The sequence below is a fragment of the Halorubrum salipaludis genome (genome assembly GCF_002286985.1).
Lineage (GTDB): Archaea > Halobacteriota > Halobacteria > Halobacteriales > Haloferacaceae > Halorubrum > Halorubrum salipaludis.
In genome coordinates, this window is sequence record NZ_NSKC01000012.1 from 58,079 (window position 1) to 80,528 (window position 22,450).

Below are 22,450 nucleotides of genomic sequence, written 5' to 3' on the forward strand. Positions count from 1 at the left end.
CGTTAGCCCCGGGACTATCCTCATCACTATCTGCTTTATCGGATACGTCGTCATCGGCTTCAGTTTATCTTACGTCGGAATCTATGAACCAACGTACTCCGTTATGGGTTTCACTGATCCATTTTTCACGAGTTTGTCATTTCTAACAGGGCTCTTCATCAGTACGATGTCGGGGACGCTTGTGGCGCTCACGCTCTTGCTTAGTCCCAACGATTCGAAGGCTGATCTCGTTGTCGTGGTGAGTTTCATCGCTCTTGGATTTGGGGCCGCTACCATGCGAGTCACATTCGGAGCCGTCCAAGCATATTTCACTGAGATAGTAAGTAATCTTCTATAAAAACAATAAATAGTTTGAAATACGGAAGAAATTGGTTACTTGAATTGAGGCGCTAAGGCCCCTTCCTCAACGAGCAAGTGGAGCGAGCGAGTAGGGAAGGATTCAGCGCCGCACAAGTATCAAACACGTTAGACGCTCGGCCTACAGGCGCACCACCACCTTATTATATTGTTCTCAAGAACTGCTCAAGTGGATCCAGACACAGGGGCTTGCTACCGATGGCCGGTCGGTTCACTGTACAGGATACTGGTAAGTCCCATCCGTCTCGTGACTGATCACGCAACAAGCCGGCTGCGTGGTTCATGTTCGGGTGTATCATCTCTACTCGCTGAAAGCACCCGCCACGAGCAGTGGGAAGACGAGCGTCGCCTCTGCTTCGACCTGCGTATAATTTGTCCGGTCATCATCTTTGATCTTCCCCCACGATACTGCCTCGTTCGGGGGTGCGCCAGAGAGTGACCCATCCCCTTCCATACCGGTCGAGATATAGACGACGTAATCGGCCCCACCGCGGAACAAGTTCGTCATAATTGCGTGGTGTTTCGGCACGCCACCTCCAACTGCGATCAGACCCGTCGTATCGGCGAGCATTCCGTCCTCAATGAGCGAGTCGTAATCGTCGAGAATCTCGATTCCGACCTCCGAATCGTACCCCTGTCGGTAATAGTAGAGAAAATTCCCAACCTCGGAATCCGTCAGTGCCGGACAGTAGACGGGAACATCATTGTCCGCTGCTTGTTTCAGAACCGAATCCTGATCGTCGAGTGTCTCCCCTAACTCTCGGGCAAACGATGTCGGCGTCCGAACCTTTTCCTCAGCGAAGAACTCCTCGAAGAAGTCGTATAGGTACTCCTCCAACCAAACGTAACGGTTGGAAGGGACGAACAGATTCCCAAGACGGTTGATTCCCTGTTCCCGGAGAACTGCTTCATCCGCATCCCACTCTCCCATTTTGAACGGCTTCGCCGTTTTGATAACATCCTCCGCCAGCGATCCCGCGGTCGTGATAAGCACGTCGACGTACCCTTCACGAACGAGGTAGGCGACGACTTCACGCAATCCCGACGAAATGATATTCGACGTGCATGTGAGATAGATCGTGGCATCGGCGTCTTGCATTTGCTCGGCGATGTCGATGGCCTCTGCGAGTTGCGTCGCCTGAAAGCCCGTCGTTGCATACGCTTCCAGCATCTCCTGAAAATCGAATTCGCCACGGAAGTCGTAGCCCTGCACGTCTGGCGTGGTCAACTCTTCAGCACTTCCCGGAACAACGTGGTCGTGAGACTCCTCGTCCATACCGGCAATTAGCAGGATGCCGGTTTGAATCGTTCGAGACGGGTCGCCGATTCTCGATACACACAAGTCCAGCATCAGCTAACTGTTCAATATGTCCCAGCCGACGGTGGCTGTTCTCCGACCCGACGACAGCCGTATCGTTGAGGCGGTCGAGTATCTCCAGTCACTCGATGTATCCCCGATTCCAGACCCAATGCTGGCAATCACACCGACCGGTCAGGTTCCCCCAACATGCGGACTACTGTATCTTCACAAGCGAGACCGGTGTCGATCTAGCTGCGACAGCGGGATGGAAACAACGAGGCACCACTGTTTGTGCTGTCGGAGATCAGACTGCAACCGCATTATGCAATCGGGGCTATTCAGTCGATATCGTTCCATCGACGTTCACATCCACAGGACTCGTCGACGAGTTATCTACTGAAGTCGAGGGCCAAACCGTTGAACTTGCTCGGAGTGCACACGGCAGCGAAGTACTTGTTGAAGGACTGGAAGCAGCTGGTGGAATTGTCAGCGAAACAGCCTTATATCGCCTGAAACGACCGGAGACTGCGGGACAGTCGGTTTCACTTGCGGTAGACGGTAAGCTGGACGGTATACTGTTCACCTCGCCAAAGACGATAGAGCACTTCGTTCAAATTGCGACTGAACGTGACGCTGTCGCTGCACTCCAACGCGAGCTAGAGGAGACGATTGTTGGAGCGATAGGAGCACCAACAAAACGTGCTGTCGACAAGCATGGGATCGCTGTTGATGTTATGCCGGATACAGTGGGGTTCACACAGCTTGCCGAGGTCACCGTACGTCGAATTCTGGATACCCACCAATGAACACATTCCGTCTCCAATCTGTTAGCTGACTTTGAGTGTTCACTGACGTCTCACCGTAAACCACGTTACTCCGATCAAGAAGGCAGCGGCACCAGACACTAACAGGGTTTGACGATAGCCGAACAGTGCTGCAGCCCCGACACTAAGCGGCGGACCGACCGTCGTGCCGAGTCTGAGAACACTTGTCCGAATACTCATAATGCTCCCGCGGAATTCGTCCGGTGCTCGTTCGTTGAGTGCCGTATCCGTAATCGGCTCTGCAAGTCCTTGACCAAGTCCGAATAGAAGGAGTGCACCAGCAACTACGTATATAGAGTCTGCGACGGCGACGCCGACGAGTCCGATCCCGTAACTCACGAATCCGAGCGCGATCGATTGGAAGCTCGTGAGCGACCGAAGCACGCGATCACCTTGCATTGCTGTCGCTCCCATCGTAACCGCGGGTAATCCCACGAGAAGGCCGATACTCGCTGATGAGAGGTGATATTCGTTGGCGAGCAGGAATGGAACGGCGGTGAGTTGCGCGCCGTAGAGGATGACGAAAATACCGAAGATTGCGAGATAGAGCACGACGAAGGGGGTCATCGATGTGGGTCCGGTGAGGAATGCACGGATACTCGAATTCGTATTGTTCTCGTCGCGCTGTGGCTCCTCGAGCAAGGTTATGCCGGGTACAGCGACGAGCAGCGCGAGGAGAAAACACGCGAAGGGAGCCGACCAAGCGACTGTCGCCAGCGCACCGCCGAGTAACGGATAGCCAGCAGCACCCACCGCGAGAATCGCCGCGTTGGTCCCAATTAGCACTCGTCGTTGTTCACCGGAATAGAGGTCGCCGAGGAGCGTGACCGTGAGCATCGCAATCGCACTACTCGCCGCCCCTTGGATGGCTCGCAGGACCAAGATCAGGGTGAAGTCGGAAATGAAGATGATACCGCCCCCACTGAGTCCGAAGACAACAAGCGCCGGGATTAGAATCGGTTTTCGACCGATGCGGTCAGTTAGCAGTCCAATCGGGAGAGTGAGAAAGATCCCGGGGAGCGTGAACGCCGACAGCAAGAGGCTGGCCTGTGCCTCCGAAATGTTCCATGCCTCCTGGACCGCTGGGAGTACAGGGCTGATGAGTGAGACACCCATGACAGCGACGAGCGTACTCGCGAAAATCACGGCTGTTGCTGGCGAGTTCCGGAGTTTCCGTATCCATTCCATTCGCTCTATTACTCTCTCGGTGAGCGCTCCCCGTAAGTCATCCGCTATGGGGGAGTGGTCGCCCTGAATCAGAACCGGAGGACGTTCACGGTGAGCCAATTATGTTCACAAGCCCAAAGACGCAGATTATTACAAACGGTGTAGGTGAAAGCCACGTGGTTTGACATCCAAGCAATTCACCACGGAGTGTGACTACACTGGGCATCGGACGTCCGGGAAGAAATTATCACCATGACTGAGCTCCTTGAGGAGACGTACGTTGCGGCGCTGCAGCGTGATTTCGTAGATGTTTCCCCGGAGGCATGCTCGTAGGTGTGGTTCGACGACCACCCTGCTGGTTTAGAACAACAACCGACGAAAACTACCCCTCAGTTAGCCCTCCGCCGGATCTCCTCGACGAGTTCAAACAGTTGCACGACGGACAGTACCGACTCTCGTGACCGGCTGGATCCGTCACTCACCGCTGCGTCTGGCCACCATCGACGGGAAGCGCGTGCCCAGTGACGAACGAAGCGTCGTCCGAGCAGAGCCACACGATCACGCTCGCCACTTCGGCGGGATCGGCCGGTCGACCCATCGGCACGCCGGCGGTGACTTCATCCTGCTCCTCGGGAGACATCGACTGGAGGGCACGTGTGTTAACGATTGTCGGACAGACTGCATTAACTCTGATACCGTCTGCGGCGAATTCGAGCGTGACCGACCGCGTGAGCCCGACAACGCCGTGTTTGCTCGCGCTGTAGGGCGTCCGACCGGGACTGCCCCGTATCCCGGCGTGTGAGGCAGTGTTGACGATAGCCCCGCCACCGGAGTCCAGAAGAGCCGGTATCTCATGTTTCAGCCCGAGCCACACGCCTTTCTGGGAGATGCTGGTGACGCGGTCCCAATCCTGCTCGGAGATGTCGGTTACTGGCGCGGGATCGGCTCCGGTGGCGACGTTGTTCACTGCGAAATCGAGGCGGCCATACTCTTCAAGCGCACGCTCAATCATCGCCTTGACCTCAGTGGAGTCGCTGACATCAGTGCGGACGAACGTTGCGTTCCCGCCGTCGTTTTCGATGCGGCTGACTGTCTCTCCGCCAGCCTCGTCGTCGATATCCACGACAACGACATCGGCTCCCTCGTCGGCGAATCGCTCCGCAGTCGCTCTGCCGATCCCCGACCCCGCACCCGCTACCAACGCGACACCGTCACTAAAGTTCCGCGAAATGCTGCTGAAAGACACCGTTTATAACCTTCGCCGGAGCGTCCGATACCCGTGAAATCCGCCACCGTGTACCGAAATTACAGAGTCGTGAAATCTAGTGAGAACACTGGAAAACCGGTGTGGAGGTGGGGGTCTGGCGATGATCCCAATGTCCTACTATCTGCGTTTCATAGGTACTGGCAATGGCGAATTCGCGGCGGCCCATCGCACCAGCTGAAGAAAATGTCCTCAATCATCTTGAGGCATATCTCGAAGAACTGGGCGATACCAACCCGCTTACGCGTGAGATAGCTATCACATACCTCGAAGATCACGGAATCAAGCCTGCCGACGGACGCGATATAATCAAACAGCTACTCCTGAAGGGGTATCTGTATGAGGTTGGTGACGAAATTCGGATTCCACCACGCTCGTGACGAGTTGGTACGTCTGTTGTCTATCAGACTCTTCTCTCTCTCTTATCGCTAGTTCACGCCTGTACCAAACACAACAGATCTTCCCCAGATGGTTCGTTACTTCCGATATACCAGAAATCGATAGTATTTCATGAATATAACTCGAGACGCGAACGATGTACGATCTCACTGGCTTTCAGCGCGATCTCCTGTATGTTATTGCCGGGCTTGAGGACCCACACGGGCTCGCAATCAAAGACGAACTCGAAGACTACTACGAAAAAGAGATCCATCACGGGCGGCTGTATCCAAATCTCGACACACTTGTCGAGAAGGGGCTGGTCGAAAAAAGTCAGCGTGATCGACGAACTAACGAGTATACCACCACTCGTCGAGGAACTCGAGAGATCGAGGCCCGAGTAGAGTGGGAAAACCAGTACATCGATCACGCAAACTGACACCCCATCCGTCTTTAGTTAATACTATCAGTAATACTCGGTAGCCGTGGTTTTCGCCCAAATACGGCCTAGCCACACCAGCTACGGCAATAGAAGGGCGTTTGTGATGGTTACTTATCGCTCGATCTCGCCAGTACTGGTGTCTCATCTGTATCTTCTCCCGCCTCTAATACTGACAAGCATACTTTTGAGAATTGTATCACTCTCAAGCTTAACTAAAGACGAATGGTCTGGCACCTATACGTACGTCTGTACACCGCATGAGGTGGTCGGCATGAAGGGTGCCATTCACGTAGAGTTATCTTCTCTCCGCCCTGATGACGAGGTCTTAGCCTTACTATTTCCAGCCGGCGAAAACGCTACGAGACCATCGGGTGACCGCTCTCTTCTACCCGAGATAGCGTCCGTCACACGGACTCCCGAGCCGGTTCCTCCGTCGGATCGATGCTGAAAAACACCCGTCCGAGTGCCCGTGCCATTCCGACAAGCGTCAGCGCCCACACCACCAGCGCAAACCAACTCCAGTACACAGGCACGACGGAAAGCAGTCCGAAGGTTCCAATCCCGGCGAGATTCAGCGTACACGCCGTGTACATCCCCATCGGGAACACCCGCCCCCACGCAGTCGGCGAGTACGTGTGAACCCCCCTACCGAATCCGAGCCGCAACCACGGGGCCACAATCACCCAAATTGGCGGTCGGCCGTCGACCCCATCGGTGAGGAACTTCCAGACGTCAATCGCGAGCAGCAGGGGGATCCACCAAGAGGCGATCGCCCACGCGAGGAACGTTACGCCGACTATCACTGGTGCATACGGTTCCCAGCCTTGAAACGCCACCAGCCCCGGGCCGAGCGTCGTCCCCGCGAGCGTCGTGATCGCCGCCGCGCCCATCGTGATCCAATACGGGCCGGTCCAATCGTCCGGGCGGATGGGGCCATCGAGGAGTCGATAGCTGACGACAGTAACGACGACGAAGTAGAGGACATACCCAGAGCCGAAGTAGCTCATGCTCAACAGGACGACTACGTTTCCGTACCCTGCCAGCGGTTCAGCAAGCAACCCGCCGAGGACTGCGAGCGACTGCATGCAGACGATCACGAGCAAGAAGGCGCCGTCGATCCGCTCGCTCACACCCGCCTTTCCCGTGCCGATGATCTCGGTTACAAACAGGTAGTACAGCAGCAGTGGCGTGGCGACGACGGTCACGCCCCACATCGCGGCCGCCACCGCGACAATATCGAAGAACAGCAGAAACTGAACCCCGATGGTATTCGTGGCAACAATGAAGGTCAGCGTGCCCCAGTGTCGGTCTCGGTTCCGTAGATCGGCGAGCGTGCGTTTGGGAAAGGCCGCAGCTCGAACTGCGAACAGCGCAAGCAACAACGCGTAACAGGCGACGTTGAACACCGCTAGCGGCCGCGCGATAATTGTGATACCCAGCTCGAAGAAGGAAATTGAGACGATCCCAGTCGACATGACGAATCCGAAGTATGCCGGGTCGAGTATCTTGAGAGCGCTACCGAGAGAGGCAGCGAGTGTCTCCCTGTTAACAGAGGTAGACCGGTCGTCGATTCCGGATGAATTGGTCATTTCAGTCGCTCAAAGTGGGGGTCGATCCCACCGTATTGTCGGATTTTGGCCGGGCGGATGGTAAATGGGTACCGTTACGAGATCACACCTAACCACATCCCGGAAGACATTCACCGAACATGTTCTTTCGGAGCAGTCTTATTCTTGAGATATTAAGTGACAGTAGTGGCGAAAACGCAAACAATCTACGCAAGGATCGGCGGAAATGAAGCTGTCGAATCTGTCGTGGCCGATTTTTATGATCGTGTCTTCTCAGATTCACTTCTTCAGCCGTATTTCGAAGATATCGACCGTGATGCGCTGTACGCTCACCAAGTACAATTCATAAGTGCCGTAGCAGGCGGCCCGGTATCATACGACGGCGCCGATATGCAGGCTGCTCACGAGGGAATGGGAATCACCGGGGAAGCCTTCGGTCGCGTTGCGACATACCTCGCCGAAGCGCTCAGAGAGAACGGTGTCACCGAGGACGACGTCGACGCGATCCTCGATGAAGTCGGTGCGCTCAAGCCGGATGTCGTGGCCCAGTAAACGCATGTAAGTCGAGAGGTCTTTCTGAGGAGCTTTTTTCACAACTCACTGCTGGACGCGATACACGTAGCCGCCACAACCGCACTGATCGACGACGCTGGTCTCTGCGTCCGGGTAGTGGTCGTGGATCGGCGCCTCAAGGTACTCCTCGGGAGTGCCGTGGTTCGGATGCGTGACGAGGTTGACGTGGTAGTCAGGTTCCGTCTGATTGATCGCCGCAAGGGCGTGCTCGATTAGCGTCTCTCGATCGTCAGCGTACCGTTCCTGTTCGAGGTTTGCGGACCACGACGCATCATGCTCCTCATCGAGAAATGAGGGTGCCAACTCGTTGGTTTCGGAGGCAGCCGTGGTACGTTCGCGGTCTGATTGCTGGTTCCGTGTGGACATGAGAATATGTATGAGACGGACACGCCTCCATGTCTGTGCGAACATGTTCGCTACGTTCCGCTTTGCGGAGAGCCAGGTCGGGGGTCACGGGTGCAATCCCGACGACCTCCCATTCGTCACGAATCGTTGAGACCGACGCTCTACGTATCGGTGTCTGTGCCGGGATCGAATTCGAGCGGATTTCGAGGGAGATCGTCGACGAACTCCCGGACGATCGTTCGTTCCACGCGTTGGAGTGTCTCGCTGCACGTGGATTTCGCGATCCCGACGTGTTCGGCGACCTCTGTCAACGTACAGGTGCGTGGCACGTCGTAGTAACCGCGTTCGACCGCCTCGAACAACAGCTCTCGCTGCCGCTCGGTGAGCGATTCAGCCGGGTTCAGCCGCTGTTGAACGTACTCGACATCGAACTCCGCACCGACGCCTCGAAGCATCTTCCCGAAGTCGGCGATGCGCTCGTGGGCGCCGGTGACGTCGATTCGGGCCACTCCGTTCTCGATCTCAACGGGCATCTCGATCGGGATGCCGGCCTGCCGTGCAGCCGCCATCAACAGCGGTGCATGTGCCTCGACTTGGACGGTGGCAACCCCGTCACTCAACGCCATTACCGAGACTTCCTCGATCGTGTCGTGGACCGTTATCGCGTCCAGAATTTCATCAATATCGTCAGCGGTGATCTTCACGAGCGCGAACCCCGCACCGTCTCCGGGGGTCGCACTGAGTACCTGAATCCGTGCTTCCGGGAAGTCCCGAGAGACCTCACCGACCCACGGTCCGTCTGGGAAGTCAACATTGAGTCGAGCCTGTGCCATATCGTCTGTTCGCTGTCACGGGGCAAAATGGATTCGTCTTCGTGCCCCAATCTCTGTCAATACGGATTCGTCAAATAGGAAGGGATCGGAGACTCTCATGTGGATTTGGAGACGAGTACCGCTTCATATCTCACGGAGTGAGAGTCATCCTATCCCTTTTCGGTCTTTCTGCGAGAATATGAGAACACACCGGAATATCGATTACCATGACAAATACAAAATCAGATATAGCAGTCACATTCAATCCACAAGAATGGGTCGACGGACCGTACCACCTAGACGATGGGGCAGACAAACAACTGACTCCCGCCGAAAATCGGGAACCAGTAACGTTCGAAATACCCTGGGAGGACGGAACTGACGAGGAGGGAACTGTGTTCCCGGACGAATCGTACGAGGCGAATCAGTTACAATCGCACCCTGCTGCTCCGGAGTGGGTCCGAAATTGGGATGGGCCATACTACGTTCGGACAAAATCGGTTGCCGACGAGTAACGGGCAATTGACAGAACAGATCAAGTACCTCGAGAATAGCAGAAGTGAACCATGGCCGCTGAAATCTCACGCTGGTCGCGTCGATACGTTCTCATCGGGGTGATCGCACTCTGTTGTTGGCAGGTTGCCACTGTTGCTGGCCTCCCGCGACGCACGACGGTGGCGTTGGGCGTGTTCGGGTTCGTGTTCCACGTCATCTTCGGCAAATCCTACGCCCTCGTGCCGGCGTACTTCGACGCTGATCTCGTCTTCGAACACGCCCCGATGGTCCAGTTTCCCTTCATCGTTATGGGGACTGCGTGTTTCGCGCTCGACCCGCTTCTCGTTCGTCGCTTCCGTGTCGACCTCGGCGTTCTCGGCGGTGTGCTCTGGGCGGTCGGCGTCGCCGTGTTCGTCGGATCAATCGTACTGACGATCGCCGGACCACTCCGACGCGGGACGACTGGAACCGGGGATCACAACGCCGACCGACGGCCGCTCGACCGATTCGCGAATCGCTTCGTCCCGATCGTTCTCCTGTATCTCCTCGCCGGTAGCTACGAGAACGTCGCCGGACAGGCCAGCGAACTCCCGCCGCTGATCGGCGTCCAGGCTGCCGCAACGCATCTCTTGGCCGCCGGGGCTGCGACGTTGCTCGTGGTCACGCTCGGCTTTCGACTGCTTCCGCGGTTCCTCGGCGCACATCCGACCCGATCGTCGGCCGCCCTTGTCCTACCCGTTGCCGCGACTGCCCCCGGGATCATCGCCGGCGGGTTCGTCGACGAACGATTGCTCCCACTCGGTGCCGCTCTGATGGTGATCGCGATGGTCGGCTTCGCGCTCGTCGTCTTCGGAATGTGGTTCCAGTCCGACAAACGCCGAATCGGATTGTACGCCCTTCTCCCAAGCGCGACGTTCGGCGTCATCGGCGTCCTTTTCGGCGGTCTCTTCGCAGTCGGCGGAACGTCTCCGGCGTTGATCGAGACCCACCTCCGAGTCAACCTGCTCGGCTTTCTCGGCCTGATGATCGTCGGAACATCGTTTCAGTTCTATCCGCCGCGGCTGGGCGCGTTTCCCGGGTCGTCGAACCGTTCCGCGAGCGTAGCGATCGCTGCGCTCGCTTGCGGACTCGGGATTGAGATCCTCGGTGCCGCTGTGATCGCCGTCTTCAATTCCTCGACGGCGTCTCTTTCGACACAAGCGATCACTCTCGGCCGTTGGCTCACGCTCTTTGGTGCGTTCGGGTACGCGTACCTCATCGCGAGTGTGTTCAGGGCACGATCGACATGATCTTCTCGGTCAACTCGGCCGTATCAAATCGTCTTATCTAAACGGGGTACTTCTAGTGAACTACCCCACCCTACTCGCTCACGGCTGACGCCGTTCGCTCCTTGAGGGTGGGGCTTCCTGTTTCAACGACGCACTTTGCAGATACCGAGGTATCCACAGGGAGCGCAGTCTCCACAGGCGTTGATTCGGAGCGTCCCGCTCCTAACCGCTTCCTGATACCGCGAGAAAGAATGTTCCACGCCGCGTTCGCGTCCCTATCCGCTTCAAACCCACACGCCGGGCACGAGTGTTCCCGGATCCACAACGGCTTCTCGGTTGAAACGCCGCAGGACGCGCACTCTTTCGTCGTCCCTCTCGGGTTCACAGCGACGAAGTGTGTCCCTTCGCGTTTACACTTGTACTCCAGCATCCGCAGGAACGTCCCCCACGCTGCACCTGCGCGGTTCCGAGAGTTGCCCGGTAGCTCGACCAACCCCTTTGCGTCCAAATCCTCTACGGCCACGAGGTCGTATTCGCGGGCATAGTAGTTCGAGAGTTTGTGAAGAAAGTCGCGGCGCTTGTTCTTCAACTCGGCGTAGCGTTCGGCCACAACTCGGCGCTGTTTCTCCCAATTCGCAGACCGGTGCTGTTTCCGCGAGAGGTTGCGTTGGGCGCGTTCCAACCGCTCCCGCTCGGCGGACAGGTCGAGAGATTCGACGGCGGTTCCGTCCGTGTCGTGGGCGTACTTGAGAATCCCCACGTCGATGCCAACGCACTTCTCGGGATTCTCCGGCTTCTCCGGTGGGTTGTTTGGGGTTTCGACACCGAGGATGGCGTACCACTTACCGGTCGGTTCGCGTTTGACGGTGACGGTCTTGATTTCGGCGTCGTCGGGGAGGTCGCGGTGGAAGGTGATGGGGATTTCTCCGAGCTTCGAGAGCCACAGTCGGGTCCGACCGCTCGTGTTCTTGAGCTTGAAGCCGGATTGACTGTAGGTGAAACTGCGGTACTCACCCGGTGCTTTCCACTTGAGCGTCCCAACGCGGTAGCCGTTCTCTTTCCGGCCCTGGAGTGTCGAGAGGTTGTCGTACAACCGCTGAACGACCTTCTGTAGCACCTTCGAGTGAACGGTTTTTAGGTCGCTCCACCACTTCTTGAGACTCGGCAGGAGTTTCTGTTCAGAGTACGACGAGGTGTCGTCGTTCCGATTCAGGCGGTGGAGGAAGTGGTTGTAGACCTGTCTACAGGTATCGACAGTCCACGCTAACTGTTCTTCGAGGGCGTCGGACGGTCGAAGTCGATACCTGTAGTTGTAGTTCATCGGGTGGTGCTACTCGTCGGGGTCGGTAGTTCTGACGACTTTCACGTCCGCGCCACGCCATCGTTTCGGGACAAGGACGTGAGCGCCGTTGCCGGTGGCTTTGGCCGTCCCGTCGATGACTTCGTGGCCTTCGATTTCGTGTTTATCCATCGCCTGTGTTTACACTTAATTTCAACATAAATGTGGCGGTGGCCCTGTGGTCCGAGCGTCGAACGTGTCTGAGAATCGTGCGGCGCTGTATCCCCTCCCTACTCGCTCCCTCCGGTCGCTCGTTGAGGAAGGGGCCTTAGCGGCTCAATTCAGGTAAACTAGGATCAAACGGAGGTACGTCACGTTTGTCCATTCACGTCACTGGTGGAAACGGTTTCGAGAAGAGTCTCGCAGCCACGCAAATTCTCCTGATTGACGACATTAACCGATGTATCCCAACCGCGGTAGTCTACTCAAATCTGGAGGCGCTCTATTTCATCCGACCCACATGTGGGACACTCATCTGCCCCCGATGAAAGATTCTCACCGCACTGGCGGCTCTCCACGACTACCTCAGTCTTGTCACCGAGTAGTAGCCGTGTAAGTACTGTGCGGACACTCATGGGATCCAGAGTTCTGGTGGTTGTGAGTTAATCCTACTGGTGATCTGTATTCCCTAGAAATTCGGTGCGTTCGACCCGAGTAGCCGCCAAAGGCTTACGTTCAAGGCCGATTGACAATTGTTTGGAAGGAACACTGTCACACGCCTCTTCCATCCCTTTCCATGACCGCTGACGAATCATCTCTCGGTCATTGCCCGGAATGTGGTGAGGACATCTCGGAGGCGTGGATTCTTGTTGAATATGAGAAGGACGACGGCACCAAGGGCGTGTGGGCCGAGTGTCCAGTGTGTGAAGATGTTGTAGCACCGGAGTAGTCGCAGACAGCGGAATAAAGTGTTCTTCGTCGCGCCTCTAGTATAAGTTCGAAAAGTGGAGATTTCAGCGGAAGTTAGGTGTCTCTGCTCGGGCAAAGTTCCATAGCATCACGGATCAGATGTAGTTGAGATACTGGAGCAAGCGTTCTGCCTTGGCGATCTAGAGGCAGACGCGACGCATTTTCCCTCTGAGACCAAGGTTGCAGTCTTCAGCGACCGGTAGTTCCTTACCATAGTGCGTCTGAAGACCGAGGTTTCACCAGAGGTAGTCTTCCGTGTACAGAGGCAGTACCACTCTCCTCTGGCTACTCGTCTGACCGAGACGCCAAGACGATTAGTGCAGTGCTATCCTCGACGGCATGGGGAGCGATCTCTTGGTCCCCGTCGAAGCAAGCCACGTCGCCTGCCGACAGCTCATGTGTCTCGCCGTCGAGTTCCAACTCGATCGCCCCCTCGATGAGATGGAACACGATTTTGCGGTCGGGATGCGAGTGAGGAGCGACTTCGCCGCCCGCGTCGAGAGTGAGTCTGATCGTCTTCGGTTCAGCGTCGGGGAAGACGTTGGCGTGGGGCTGTCCGTCCAGTTCGTTGAGGGTGTGTATCGTCGTCATGTATCGGTCGGATCGAATTCGTCGGTTCGGAGTCCTCGGCGGACCGGTTCGTGTTCGGCGTCGGTCGGCGGTGGAGCGGTGACGAGCAGCGCTTCGAGCCGCGAGTCGTCGTCGGCCTTGACACCGCGGTCGGTGTCCGCTCCGACGGTCACGACATCTCCTGGTTCGACGCGGTGTTCCGCATCCCCGTCGCGGATGAGCCCGGTGCCGGAACGGACATCGATCACCACGTCACTTGATGGAGCGTGAACCGGGATAAACTGTCCCGGTTCGAAATAGCCGCAGACGACTTTCATCTGTTCGCTCCGAAATACTTCGACTGTCGAGAACTTCTCGTCGTCGTACGTCCGTTCCGCGTCGAAGTCAACGGCCGTCATACCGAATCACCCGTTCGGCAGGCGCCGCGGTCGTTTGTCTGGACCGCCGCTTGGGCGCTGGCTATGGATGACTTGTCCGCTCGATAGTTTTTAGGTTTGCCTAAATTCATGCGTCTCAACGTGTGGCACGGATCGACAACAGGGTTGGGACGAACATGTTCCCGTCAGATCGGCCCCGTCGACGACTACTCGCTTCCACCCTCGTCATCGGGCGATCGGACCTTGAACGGTCGCATCATGTCGTGGTCCTCGTGTTCGATCATATGACAATGCCACATATAATCACCTGTCTGATCGGAGAACAGCCCCTTGAACTCCCCGAAGTGTGCGATCACGTGTACCACATTACCTGGGTCGACGGTGACCACGTCGTTCCACCCGAGTTCGTACGACTCGGGGGCATCGAGCGCGTCCAGATCGATGTCGTCTTCGGCGGGATCGTAATCAGCAGCCGACTGCCGTCCCAACACCTGGAAGTGAACGAGGTGGAGGTGTATCGGGTGGGACATCCCCGTGAAGTTGGCGAGACTCCAGATCTCGGTGTCCCCAAGCGTCGGGGTCTCGGTGACCGGGTCCGTGAGTTCGTACCCGATCTTTTCGTTGCGAGTCCCGAGTGCGTAGAGGGGCCGATCGTACTCGTCCGTTTGTCGGGCGAGCGTGAGGAAGCGTTCGGTGTCGACGGATTCGATCGGAATCTCGGGGACCTGCGTCAGTTCGTCTGGGAGTTGCGTTGGCTCCTGCTCGCTCTCCGCGGCTGCCACGTCGATAAGCATGACCTCCGGGAGGGGTTCGGAGTCCTCCGGCCCGATTCCGCTCGTCCCGCGATACTTCGCCGGGGCGTTATTATGCAGGAGCAGGGTCTCGCCCGCGTACTCGCTGAAGTCGACGACGACATCCGCGCGCTGACTCGATCCGAGTTCGAGACGGTCAGCGGTCTCGACCGGTTTCGAGAGGAGCCCGCCGTCGTTCCCGATCTGGACGAACGGCGGCCCCGCCTCACCCGTGTCGCCCGATTCATCGTCGTATTCGAGCAGCTTGAGGTTGTAGTATCGGCTGTTGGCCCCGTTGAGCAGGCGGAACCGATACTGTTCGGGATCGACGGACAGTCGGGGCCACGCCTTCCCGTTGACCGTCGACGTGTCACCGTAGAACTGCGGAACGATGCTTGGGTCGAGATGTAAATCGTTTTCATCCTCTTCTGTCGCTGGGACGTCCGTCGGGTAGTATAACGAGCCGTCCTCGTTGAAACTCCGGTCCTGCAACACGAGTGGGATTTCGTTGTCGCCCGTCGGAAGATCGAGCTCTCGTTCGTGGTCGTTCCGGATCAGATAGAACCCCGCGAGGCCGGCGTAGACATTCAGTCGCGTGATGCCGAGCGAATGATCGTGGTACCACAGTGTTGCGGGCGGCTGGTCGTTCGCGTAGTAGTAGTCCTTCTTCTCGAAGTCGGGGCCCGTCCGCTCGAAGTTGCGGGTGAACCACGCCTGCGGTTTCCCGTCGCTCTCGTGTTCGACATTGCCACCGTGGAGGTGCGGGACGACGCGGGCACCCGGCTCGTCGTACGGGATGATATCGCCGTGGATCGTCGGATCCTCCGGGAGCAGGTGTTCGTCCGGGAGGTGATTCTGCCACCGAACGTAAATCGGTTCGCCCTGTTCGGCTTCGATCGTCGGGCCGGGAAACTGCCCGCCGTAGCCCCACAGGGTCGTCGGCGGAAGGTCGCGGTGGAGCTTCTGTTCGATCTCGGCCATCTCCACCTCGTAATGAGGCTGGCCATCTTTCGTTCCGCTCGGTTCGATAACACCCGGACGAGGTATTTCGTCGACCCACCGTTCGAGATCCGGTGAGGAATGGGTCCCGTCGGACACTCCTTCGGCGTCTTCTGAGTCGCCCGCAGCTACCGGAGCGCCGATACTTTTCGCGGAACAGCCCGCGAACGCCGCGGTACCGGTGATACCCACGGCCGCGAGAAATCGCCGCCGTGCAACATCACTCTGGGATCGTCCAGTCTCGTCACCAACCATGTACGCGCTAGCCAGTTCATGTAAATAGGGGACCGGACAAACCCTGTTTAATGGGAATTAGTCCGAACATGTTCGCCGACAAAGACGGGATGTCAGAGCCGAAACTCCTCTGTTGACAACTGAGCCCACGAATATCCTCTTCATTCGACCGTCCTGAATCAAGACATCGGACAAGCTTCTTGGAAACAAAACCCAACGAATTATCCGAACCTACTCGTCGGATCCGGGATCGTACACGTCCGGATTCGGCTCCCCCTCGACGTCGACGACCGCGAGTGCGCCGCGGCGTCCGGCCCGTGAGAGCGCGTGGTCGACGATCTTGATCGGGCCCGGGACCGCGAGTTCCATCTCGCCGACGGTCGCCGTGCCGGGCGCGACCGGCGTGGTCTCGACGTATCGCGCTGGCGGGGAGACGAGGTCGCCGTCGCGGTACAGCCGCGACCAGACGTTGCCGATCGGGTGCCACGAGCTGGACTGGTTCGGGCCGCCGTTCACAAAGAACACGCGAACGGTCTCGCCCACCTCGGCGCCGATCGGTCCGAGCCGATCCTCGGTGAAGCCGTGGTGTTCGCCGTTGAACACGACGTACGTCGGATCTTCGGCGAGCATCGCACCGTGATCGAAGGCGTGGTGGCCCTTCTCGCCGAGGTCGCCTTTGGTGTACAGCTCGTGCTGACCGAGGTAGAGCTCGCGGTCCACCGCGGGCAGTCCCGCCTCTGGCTCGACGAGGATCGCGCCGAACATCCCGGAGCTGACGTGGTGGTCCATCGCCGGCACCGCGCAGTGGTAGGTGAACAGGCCGGGGAACTCGGCGCGGAAGCTCAGTTCCGCCGCGTCGTCACCGGGCACCAGCGTCGTGTCGACGGCCCCGCCACCAGGGCCGTACACGGCGTGGAAGTCGACGTTGTGGATGTCGCTGTTGTCGTCGGCCGGGACCTCGAACCGGAGGTTGACGGTGTCGCCCCGCCGGACGCGGATCATCGGCCCGGGAACCTGTCCCTCGAAGGTCATGTACTTGAACGTGACTCCGGGCTCAACCTCCGCGACAAGCTCCTTTGTTCGAAGAGTGACGTCGTGTTCGCGCGGCTCGTCCCAGTTCACAGGCGCCGGGACGTCGGTCGGATCGGCCGCGATCCGGTCGACGTGGACGTCACGTACAGGGTCCAGTTCGGGGACGACTTCTTCGTTCGGGTCCTCCGGTGGGGGCGTTTCCGCGTTCACCGGCGCGCCGATACAGCCGGCCACCGCGCCGACCGCTCCGATCCCGAGCGCTGCAACCATCTTCCGCCTGCTGAGGTCTTGTGACATGATGCTTCCCATCTCAACAGAGGCATCGTAGTGACATATATAATATATACTGTTCCCCAATATCGGGGTTGAAACGGCCATCTACCACCATATACGGGGTTTTAAATACTTAATAAGTATGTCGAGTACGGAATCGGACGGAAGTGAATTTCGAGCCGCGGTCCATGAACACACCCGGGCCACACGAAGATGAGTGTATCACGGCTGCTCGCACTTATCATCAAAATGACTCTCTGGAACGAGATTAAACAATCGTGCGACAGCGCGGGCGGTTGCTTGCTTGTTTTGAGTACGTCCGTTCAGTGGTGACTCGAAGTTCGAAATTAGCCGCCAAGCGAGAGTACCCCCGAGCAGCCGGACGGTTTGCCGTTGTTCGTCGGTGAGGCCACCCTGCGTCTCGAGTTTGGAGAGCGCCTCTCCGACCTGACGGCGTTCGATCCGTGCCGTATGATGTTGTAACCGTCTCCGGACGCAGCGGACGTCGATCCCAGTATCAGATACGTTGTCGCGACGATTTCGCCGTCGTTCCGTGTTATGCCGTTCAGAGGTCATAGTCGAATGTAGAGTAGCCTTGGAAGGAGAATTACGCGATCATGAGCAAGGATCTGTCTGTCGTAGTGGAATCGCTCTACTCGGTTGCCGTCTTCACGGCCTCGAGCAGCTCCTCGTAATCCGGCTCATTTGTTGGATCGTCTGCGACCCAGCGATACGTCACCGTTCCCGTCTCATCAACTACGAACACCGCTCGGTTCGCGATTCCGTACAGTCCGAGCTCTTCGATATCGATCTCAAGGCCGTACTGCTGGATCACATCACCGCTCATGTCGCTAACGAGATCGAACTCGATTCCGTGTTCATCACGGAAAGCACCCTGAGAGAACGGTGAATCGGCGCTCACGCCGAAGACCGTCGCTCCGACCTCTTGGAATGACTCGAGATTGTCTTGAAGCGCGACCATCTCGTTCGTACACGGTGGCGTGAACGCGCCTGGGAAAAACGCGAGCACGATCGGTCCGTCACCCAGGTGGTCTTCCAATTCGAACGTCTCGTGATCGCTCGTTCCGTGCGTCGCGGTGAACAGCGGTGCAGTATCTGAATGCTCAACCATCAGGATATATTTCTTGTTGTCCAAAGGATAAGCTTTACACGAACATGTTCGAGGGGAATCGAATTCACGTGGGTACCGGTCCTGAAGCGGTCATACTGGGAATCGACAGATCCCTCGGAATCAGGTCACTCGTGTCGAATCTCGATATACCACACGTCGGACCCGTCAGACATCGTTTCATACTGGAACCCGCGTTCTTCGAGGACCTGATACAACGGCTCCGGCTCGAAGCTGTTGATCAACAGTAGCGTCTCGTCGTCGGAGAGCGCTTCGAGCTCGGCCATGATGTCGCCGAACGGTTCGCCGTCGATCTCTCGGACATCCAGGCGACGATCGATCTCGTTTCGCTCAGTGGCCATATCCGTTCAAGTATCGACGGGGAGGTGCGTGTTCCCCCGAACGTATTCGGGGACGCGACCGTCCGCGGCGGTTAATGCTCGGTTCCCGCGAACGGGCATCGGTCGGCTCCGTTCGGCGGGGTCGCGGAACACGCGTTTGCCGTACCATCGACGAGCGCTCGCAGGCGTTCGATCGCCTCGTCCAGAAGGACGTATCCGATACGGTAGCCCGCTTCGAGGGACATATCGAACCCCGTTCGACGGCGGAAGAACGTCCGGACGGCACACTGGCACGCTTCGAGTTCCAGCGTGACCTCCCTCCCCCGATCGGTGAGTTCGACCCCGGCTTGCTTCTCGTATCGGAGGAGTCCGGAAGCGGCAAATCGATCGAACATCTCCGTCACGCTCGACGGCGAGACGTCGAGGCGATCGCTCACCTCACCGGTCCGAACTCGAGCGTCGCGACCTGTTCCGATCCGCCTGATCGCGACGAGGTACAGCCCGCCGTTGCGATCGACGCAGGCGGTGGGCCGCACGCAGCCGCAGACGTCCGCCTGTGCGTGGTCGATAGCCATTATCGTACGTCCGACGTGCACCGGACATGAGGGTACCTCCGAATATGTTCGGCGGAAACGACGCAGGGTCCGAAGCTGGACCGGAGGTATGGATCGACCACGCCTCACGACGCTGCTGACCTGGTCAGTCGTGGGGACGTACCTGCTCGTCGCGCTCGGAGCGACCGCCGCCGCGGACGGCGGCTCGCTGGTCGCCGCGGTCCACCAGGCCTCCGCGGTGGCCGTCGGGGGCCTGCTCGCCACCACGGCGCTTCTCGCCCAGTACTCGGCGGCCTCGCGTGGTGTTCGCGTCGGAACGATCGTGGCGGTGATCACGTACGTGGCACAGGCCGGTGTTGGGCTGGCGGGCCGAACCAACGTCGTGCCGTTCGACGGCGTCCACCTGTTGGGCGGGATCGCGGTGTTCTCCTTCCTCCTCGCGACGCTCGTAATCAGAGTAGAGACGACCGCGGGGGGACCGGTTGATAGCGGAACACTGAACGGGCCGAATCACGGCGTAACGCCGATCGCGTCTGACGGTGACGTTCCGTCCCCGGTGTCCGAACCTGGGTCAACTCGGGTCCGCGATCGGATGCGGACGTATCTCGAGTTGACGAAGCCCCGATTGATGTGGTTGTTGTGCCTGCTCGCGCTGGCGGGAATGGGACTGGCCGTCGCGACCGGCGCTGAACTGGACGGCGTGACGGTCGTGGCGACCCTCGGCGGCGGTGTCCTCGGGATCGGTGCGGCGGGGACGTTCAACCACGTGTACGAGCGCGACCGCGACCGCAAGATGCGACGGACCGCTGATCGACCGATCGCGACCGATCGGGTCGGAGTTCGACGCGCCACCGGCTTCGCCGTCGCGCTTGTTGTCGCCTCGATGGCGGTGATGGTGACGTTCGTCAACGCGCTCGCGGCCGTGCTCACGGTGGCGGCAATCATCTATTACGCGTACGTCTACACAGTCGTGTTGAAGCCGACGACCCGATGGAACACCGTGATCGGGGGCGGTTCCGGAGCGCTGCCCGCGCTGATCGGGTACGGTGCCGTGACCGGGACCGTCGGTCTCTCGGCGGTTCTCCTCGCGCTCGTGGTCTGCTGTTGGACCCCGGCACATTTCTACAATCTTGCCATCGCCCACCGTGAGGACTACGCACGGGCCGAGTATCCCATGTTACCGGTCGTCGCCGGTGTGCGGACCGCACGTCAGCGGATCTTCGCCTGGCTCGGACTCACTCTGATCGTCGCGGTGTTATTGGGGGTCATCACAGGTTTTGGTGTACTCTATGCCCTCACCACCACGGTGCTCGGAGCAGTGTTTGTTCGAAGCGTGGTCAAGCAGTATGATGTCAATGAGCGAAATTCCGAAGACGAACAGGCGGCCGCCTACAGAAGTTTCCACGCCTCGAATGCATTTCTTGGGGCCGTCCTCGTGGCAATTCTCGTCGAAACACTCGCAGTATAACTCGAGTACTGCGGCTTCAGCTACCGCTGGGCCGGCACTATCGTGAAATTGGAACGAACAGGTGCGTGTTGATATTCATTTTTGTTATCACCAACGGCTAAACCGTCGCCTGTCGTTCCGGCTCGAAACCGGAGCGCGTAGCCAGATCCAGAGGTGCTCTCCACCATTAAAACGTGTTCCACGGTCGGCGACAGGAGAACATGTTCGGTGGTCCTGTCAGGTATATGGAGAACGTACCCTGATTTATGGGTGCCATCCCGGGGAATATCGAAGCGGACCAACAGCCCCCAATGACGGTCCCATTACGGCATTTTGTTGTCGGTCTCGTATTTCTCGTCGCGGGAATTGGATTGGGGATTGGCTTACATCTGAACGCTGTCCCAGGACTGGGCCGGCTCGCTCACGTCCATCTCCTGTTAGCCGGCTGGATCTGTATCACGATCATGGGGGCGATGACGCAGTTCGTGCCCGTCTGGTCGGGCGCGACCCTCCACTCGCAGCGACTCGCAAACGTACAGTTGGGGCTGGTCGTCGCCGGTCTCTCTGGGTTCGTCGTCGCATTCCTCCTGGTCGAGACAGCGTGGCTGATCCCGTTCGCCACGCTCATGCTCGTCGGCTTCTGGGCGTTCGCGTACAACATCATCCGAACGCTCGCCACGGTCGAGGAGTACGATGTCACCGAACGGCACTTCCTCGGCGCGCTCGGCTTCTTCCTCCTGTTGACCGTTCTGGGCGTCCTCCTCGCGATCGATTTCACGGTTCCGACGTTCTCGCGAATCGGCGTCAGCCGGTCCAGGGTGGTGGGCGCCCACGCGACCCTCGCGGTCTTCGGTGCCGTTCTCACGACGGTGTACGGCGCGCTGTACCAGCTCGGAACGATGTTCACGCAGACGGAACTCCACGGAATCGACCACCGTCTCCGGTCCATCGAAGAGATCGCGCATCCCATCGGCGTGGTCGTGCTCGCGGTCGGTCGACTCGTGGGTCACGCCCCCGCCGCGCGGGTCGGCGGTCTGCTGATCCTGTTCGCCGCGTCGGCGTTCTCTCTCATCTTGGCACGCAAACTGTACGAGATGCAGGTCGAACGGACCCCGATGCACACGCGGTACATGGTGGCAGTGGGAGCGCTCGCGCTGTGGATCGCCGTCACAGTACCCGCGTGGATATCTGACCCGTTGACGCGCGATCACCTGCTCGGCGCGGCGAACGCTGGTCATCTGCTGTTGTTGGGTGCAATCGGGTTCGTCGTCGTGGGGACGCTGTATCACATCATTCCCTTTGTCATCTGGGTCAACCGGTACAGCGATCTGTTAGGGTTAGAGGACGTCCCGATGATCGACGACCTCTACGACGATCGGATCGCCGCGATCGACGGGGTACTCCTCGGGGGCGGAAGCGCACTGATCGTGGGCGCGAACCTACTGGAAGTCGCCGGAACGCCGGGGCACCTCGGCGGACTGCTAGTGGGCGTCGGCGTCGTGGCGTTCGTGTCCAACTTGGTCCTCATGTTGGTCCGTCACAGCCCGCATTCGATTGATCGGATCGTGTTGGGGTCATTCTCGCCGCGCAGAGCGCACGATCTCGATGAGGCGGCCGACGACTAGATTTGCCAGCAGAACGCCCGGGGATCGTCCTGAGCGT

General features: G+C 58.5%; 23 protein-coding genes and 1 pseudogene. 9 read left to right on the forward strand and 15 right to left on the reverse strand.

Annotation, left to right across the window (positions count from 1 at the left end; all coding sequences use genetic code 11):
• Positions 1–658: 658 nt before the first annotated feature.
• Positions 659–1,633, reverse strand: a complete 975-nt coding sequence (locus CK500_RS15560) for a deoxyhypusine synthase (protein ID WP_095638113.1) — start codon at positions 1,631–1,633, stop codon at positions 659–661.
• 91 nt (positions 1,634–1,724) lie between these two features.
• Between CK500_RS15560 and CK500_RS15565 the strand changes: the two are divergent.
• Positions 1,725–2,463, forward strand: a pseudogene (locus CK500_RS15565) (uroporphyrinogen-III synthase).
• 39 nt (positions 2,464–2,502) lie between these two features.
• On the opposite strand, the gene CK500_RS15570 reads toward CK500_RS15565, so the two are convergent.
• A complete protein-coding gene (locus CK500_RS15570; protein ID WP_095638114.1) occupies positions 2,503–3,669 on the reverse strand; it encodes an MFS transporter in 1,167 nt (388 codons plus the stop codon).
• Positions 3,670–4,126: 457 nt separating this feature from the next.
• A complete protein-coding gene (locus CK500_RS15580) occupies positions 4,127–4,879 on the reverse strand; it encodes a glucose 1-dehydrogenase (protein WP_095638154.1) in 753 nt (250 codons plus the stop codon).
• Positions 4,880–5,058: 179 nt separating this feature from the next.
• Here CK500_RS15580 and CK500_RS15585 point away from each other — a divergent pair, with 179 nt between their 5' ends.
• The 3 genes from CK500_RS15585 to CK500_RS17020 all read left to right on the forward strand — a co-directional run bounded on the left by CK500_RS15585 (position 5,059) and on the right by CK500_RS17020 (position 6,180).
• Positions 5,059–5,292: a hypothetical protein gene (locus CK500_RS15585; RefSeq protein ID WP_095638115.1), complete on the forward strand. Its 234-nt coding sequence runs from the start codon at positions 5,059–5,061 to the stop codon at positions 5,290–5,292.
• A 155-nt stretch (positions 5,293–5,447) separates the two neighbouring features.
• The gene (locus CK500_RS15590; protein WP_095638116.1) at positions 5,448–5,729 is read left to right on the forward strand and encodes a helix-turn-helix transcriptional regulator; all 282 of its coding nucleotides are present in this window, start codon (positions 5,448–5,450) and stop codon (positions 5,727–5,729) included.
• A gap of 106 nt (positions 5,730–5,835) precedes the next feature.
• Positions 5,836–6,180, forward strand: coding sequence for a plastocyanin/azurin family copper-binding protein (locus CK500_RS17020; protein ID WP_233139251.1), 345 nt, complete (start codon positions 5,836–5,838; stop codon positions 6,178–6,180).
• On the opposite strand, the gene CK500_RS15600 is transcribed toward CK500_RS17020, so the two are convergent.
• Complete coding sequence (locus tag CK500_RS15600; RefSeq protein WP_095638118.1) at positions 6,137–7,321, reverse strand: tellurite resistance/C4-dicarboxylate transporter family protein; 1,185 nt, start codon at positions 7,319–7,321, stop codon at positions 6,137–6,139. The two genes, CK500_RS17020 and CK500_RS15600, sit on opposite strands and share 44 nt — an antisense overlap.
• Positions 7,322–7,486: 165 nt before the next feature.
• Between CK500_RS15600 and CK500_RS15605 the strand changes: the two genes are divergently transcribed.
• Positions 7,487–7,852 (forward strand): group I truncated hemoglobin, encoded by a 366-nt coding sequence (locus CK500_RS15605; RefSeq protein ID WP_186313448.1) that lies wholly within the window; start codon positions 7,487–7,489, stop codon positions 7,850–7,852.
• Between the two features lie 45 nt (positions 7,853–7,897).
• On the opposite strand, the gene CK500_RS15610 is transcribed toward CK500_RS15605, so the two are convergent.
• Positions 7,898–8,284: a CGCGG family putative rSAM-modified RiPP protein gene (locus CK500_RS15610; RefSeq protein WP_233139242.1), complete on the reverse strand. Its 387-nt coding sequence runs from the start codon at positions 8,282–8,284 to the stop codon at positions 7,898–7,900.
• Between the two features lie 95 nt (positions 8,285–8,379).
• Positions 8,380–9,051, reverse strand: a complete 672-nt coding sequence (locus CK500_RS15615; protein WP_095638120.1) for a helix-turn-helix domain-containing protein — start codon at positions 9,049–9,051, stop codon at positions 8,380–8,382.
• Between the two features lie 545 nt (positions 9,052–9,596).
• On the opposite strand from CK500_RS15615, the gene CK500_RS15625 reads away from it, so the two are divergent.
• Entirely contained in the window at positions 9,597–10,814 is a 1,218-nt protein-coding gene (locus CK500_RS15625) for a hypothetical protein (RefSeq protein WP_144049585.1), read from the forward strand.
• A gap of 70 nt (positions 10,815–10,884) precedes the next feature.
• Here CK500_RS15625 and CK500_RS15630 read toward each other — a convergent pair whose 3' ends face one another.
• Positions 10,885–12,114, reverse strand: a complete 1,230-nt coding sequence (locus CK500_RS15630) for an RNA-guided endonuclease InsQ/TnpB family protein (RefSeq protein ID WP_095638123.1) — start codon at positions 12,112–12,114, stop codon at positions 10,885–10,887.
• Positions 12,115–12,123: 9 nt separating this feature from the next.
• The gene (locus CK500_RS17025; protein WP_144049586.1) at positions 12,124–12,264 is read right to left on the reverse strand and encodes a DUF2080 family transposase-associated protein; all 141 of its coding nucleotides are present in this window, start codon (positions 12,262–12,264) and stop codon (positions 12,124–12,126) included.
• A 604-nt stretch (positions 12,265–12,868) separates the two neighbouring features.
• On the opposite strand from CK500_RS17025, the gene CK500_RS17495 reads away from it, so the two are divergent.
• A complete protein-coding gene (locus CK500_RS17495; protein ID WP_186313447.1) occupies positions 12,869–13,021 on the forward strand; it encodes a DUF7837 family putative zinc-binding protein in 153 nt (50 codons plus the stop codon).
• Positions 13,022–13,326: 305 nt separating this feature from the next.
• Here the strand turns inward: CK500_RS17495 and CK500_RS15635 are convergent, their stop codons facing one another.
• From CK500_RS15635 to CK500_RS15665, 7 genes are all read right to left on the reverse strand, one after another.
• A complete protein-coding gene (locus CK500_RS15635; protein WP_095638124.1) occupies positions 13,327–13,632 on the reverse strand; it encodes a cupin domain-containing protein in 306 nt (101 codons plus the stop codon).
• The gene (locus CK500_RS15640; protein ID WP_095638125.1) at positions 13,629–14,009 is read right to left on the reverse strand and encodes a cupin domain-containing protein; all 381 of its coding nucleotides are present in this window, start codon (positions 14,007–14,009) and stop codon (positions 13,629–13,631) included. The genes CK500_RS15635 and CK500_RS15640 overlap by 4 nt, the downstream gene beginning before the upstream one ends.
• A 185-nt stretch (positions 14,010–14,194) precedes the next feature.
• Positions 14,195–16,033 (reverse strand): multicopper oxidase family protein, encoded by a 1,839-nt coding sequence (locus CK500_RS15645; RefSeq protein WP_095638126.1) that lies wholly within the window; start codon positions 16,031–16,033, stop codon positions 14,195–14,197.
• Between the two features lie 210 nt (positions 16,034–16,243).
• A complete protein-coding gene (nirK, locus tag CK500_RS15650) occupies positions 16,244–17,314 on the reverse strand; it encodes a copper-containing nitrite reductase (protein ID WP_186313446.1) in 1,071 nt (356 codons plus the stop codon).
• Between the two features lie 655 nt (positions 17,315–17,969).
• Positions 17,970–18,449 (reverse strand): redoxin domain-containing protein, encoded by a 480-nt coding sequence (locus tag CK500_RS15655; RefSeq protein ID WP_095638127.1) that lies wholly within the window; start codon positions 18,447–18,449, stop codon positions 17,970–17,972.
• Positions 18,450–18,574: 125 nt separating this feature from the next.
• Positions 18,575–18,808: a DUF2249 domain-containing protein gene (locus tag CK500_RS15660; protein ID WP_095638128.1), complete on the reverse strand. Its 234-nt coding sequence runs from the start codon at positions 18,806–18,808 to the stop codon at positions 18,575–18,577.
• Positions 18,809–18,879: 71 nt separating this feature from the next.
• Positions 18,880–19,362: a metal-dependent transcriptional regulator gene (locus CK500_RS15665; RefSeq protein ID WP_095638129.1), complete on the reverse strand. Its 483-nt coding sequence runs from the start codon at positions 19,360–19,362 to the stop codon at positions 18,880–18,882.
• 130 nt (positions 19,363–19,492) lie between these two features.
• On the opposite strand from CK500_RS15665, the gene CK500_RS15670 reads away from it, so the two are divergent.
• Both CK500_RS15670 and CK500_RS15675 read left to right on the forward strand, forming a co-directional pair.
• A complete protein-coding gene (locus CK500_RS15670; protein WP_233139245.1) occupies positions 19,493–20,809 on the forward strand; it encodes a heme o synthase in 1,317 nt (438 codons plus the stop codon).
• A 245-nt stretch (positions 20,810–21,054) separates the two neighbouring features.
• On the forward strand, positions 21,055–22,413 hold the full coding sequence (locus CK500_RS15675) for a heme-copper oxidase family protein (protein WP_095638131.1): 1,359 nt from the start codon (positions 21,055–21,057) through the stop codon (positions 22,411–22,413).
• Positions 22,414–22,450: the final 37 nt, after the last annotated feature.